This is a genomic window from Ruegeria sp. R14_0 (assembly GCF_017743975.1).
Taxonomy (GTDB): Bacteria; Pseudomonadota; Alphaproteobacteria; order Rhodobacterales; family Rhodobacteraceae; genus Ruegeria.
Map to the genome: position 1 here is coordinate 1 of NZ_JAGHRC010000023.1, position 1,863 is coordinate 1,863.

At 65.3% G+C, this 1,863-nt stretch carries 3 protein-coding genes; all 3 read right to left on the minus strand.

Going from position 1 to position 1,863, the window contains the following annotated elements:
* The coding region (locus tag J7416_RS22540) for a TrbI/VirB10 family protein (protein ID WP_209227941.1) at positions 1–1,044 on the minus strand (1,044 nt) is incomplete at its 3' end.
* Positions 1,045–1,046: 2 nt separating this feature from the next.
* Positions 1,047–1,781 carry a TrbG/VirB9 family P-type conjugative transfer protein gene (locus tag J7416_RS22545; protein WP_180888394.1) on the minus strand — a complete coding sequence of 245 codons (735 nt, stop codon included), beginning with the start codon at positions 1,779–1,781 and terminating at the stop codon, positions 1,047–1,049.
* A gap of 5 nt (positions 1,782–1,786) precedes the next feature.
* The coding region (locus tag J7416_RS22550) for a VirB8/TrbF family protein (protein WP_280636888.1) at positions 1,787–1,863 on the minus strand (77 nt) is incomplete at its 5' end.

Genomic DNA, 1,863 nt, shown 5'->3' on the forward strand with positions numbered 1-1,863 from the left:
GTATTGGCCAAAAAGGCGGGAGCCTCGGGGGATCAGGATCCGGTCCCCGGAAAACGCCGGGACCGGCTCGGAGACGACCGCCACGACAGACCCGGGTAGATCGCTGTTGATGGCGGTCTGGAGCGCGGCCTGGATGACGGACCCTTGGGTCAGCGTGCGCTCGGGATGGGTGAGGCGGGCGGCTTCTTGCACTTCGAGCGGTCGCGCGCTCTGCAGGAACTGCTCGTTTCCTGACAGGACCGGCTCCCCGGCGACAGCGGCCGCAGTGTCGGCCTCCGCCGCTGCACTTTGGCCACCACGCGGACCGTCTGCGTAGACCACGGCGGGGGATTTGATCTGCGCGGTCAAAAGCTCCTCGGCGACCCGTTCGGCCTCGCGCTGGCGCTGCTCCTCTTCCTGACGCCGGCGCTCTTCGAGAAGGCGCTGGTCGGCGATCAAACCTTCGCGGTCCAACTCTGCCTCCAGTCCCTCGCGCTGCGCCCGTTCGGCATCGAGCAAGGCTTGCAGCCCTTCGATGCGGGTATCGGTCTGGCGCTGCAGGTTGGCCAGCTCGGTTTCCTTTGCGGTCAGCGTCGCTTCAAGCGCTTCCTTTTGTTCGTCGAAGGCCTCGCGCAGGTCTGCGACGGCGGACTGGATTTCCGAGTTGCGGGCAGCCTGGCTGGCGGCGAGGGCCTCGCGGAGCTTGGCGATCTCGGCCAGCACCTCGGCGCTCGGTTCCGGGGCAGGGGCGGCGGGCACGTCCAGCGCTTCCTCGACAGCGATCAGCGCGTCATTGACCCTTTGCTCTGTCTCATCGGGTGGAAACTCCAGCCGCCCGCCGGTGCCGGGGCGGCGGTCCTGAAAGGTCTCGACATCGGAGGTCTCAAGCGCGCTGTCACTTGTCCGAAGCCCGGTGGCCAGGAAATACGCGACGCCGGCGCCACCAAGGGCGAGGGCGGCGGCGAGAGCACCAACCCCGAGGCTGTTGGCCCGGTGTTTGGATTTGCCGCGCTGGCTGAACTGGTCGAGGCGGTCCTGCAGATCGGGAGGGGTTTGATCGGCCATGGTCAGTTGCTCACGTATATGGTGCGCTCGTCGCGCCAGGCGCAGATCACCTCGTCGCCAATGCGTAGTGTCCAGTAGGTGTTCACCCCAAGCACCCGGACCGTGTTGCCTTGCTGGGTCCAGTTCACCGTGCGTTCGCGGCCCTGGTCATCGGCCTTGAAGAGGGCAGGTTGGCGACCGTTCTCCGGGAAGACGAAATACGTATAGCGCCCGTCGTCATAGATATGGCTGGGGCGGAAATCCCCTTCGCCCGAGACGCGGTAGTTGTAGTTGCGCGGGGCCTCAAAGCCCTTGGGCTGGGTTGCACCTGCCGTGCGACGCTCTTCGTCCGGGTAGCGGAAGCGGACCTCGAAGAACATGCCGGTGCGGTTCGGGATCGAGCCCTCGCGCAGGTGGAAGGAATAGGTGCGGCGGTTGGTGATCACCGTCATGTTGGTCGAGGCATTGGCCACATGCGGTTTGATGGTCAGCACGTTGCCAAGCTCGGGGATCGGGTCGACCTGGAAGCTTTCGGTGTCGCCGACAATCACCGCCTCGAAGCGCTCCCCCGCCCCAAAATGGATCGTCGTTGAATGCCGAAGATCGGTTTCGATCCTGTAGACCTGGTTCTCATTGTAGACGGCGGTGCGAATGCGGATGTCGAGCGGGCCGCCTTGCGGGGTGGCCTCGGCGAGGGCGGCAACAGGAAGGGCAAGCGCCAAGAGGACCATGGTGGGGAGCGCAGGTAGAGATCTCATTTGGGTCAATTCTCCAGGGTCTCGGCGTCGACGCGGTAGGAGGTCACCACGAAGCCCAAGGGGTTGGCCCAGACGTCCTGAA

Bases quoted from the DNA above. Each gene is read 5' to 3' on its own strand.
- J7416_RS22545 (WP_180888394.1), bottom strand. From the start codon at position 1,781: ATGAGATCTCTACCTGCGCTCCCCACCATGGTCCTCTTGGCGCTTGCC.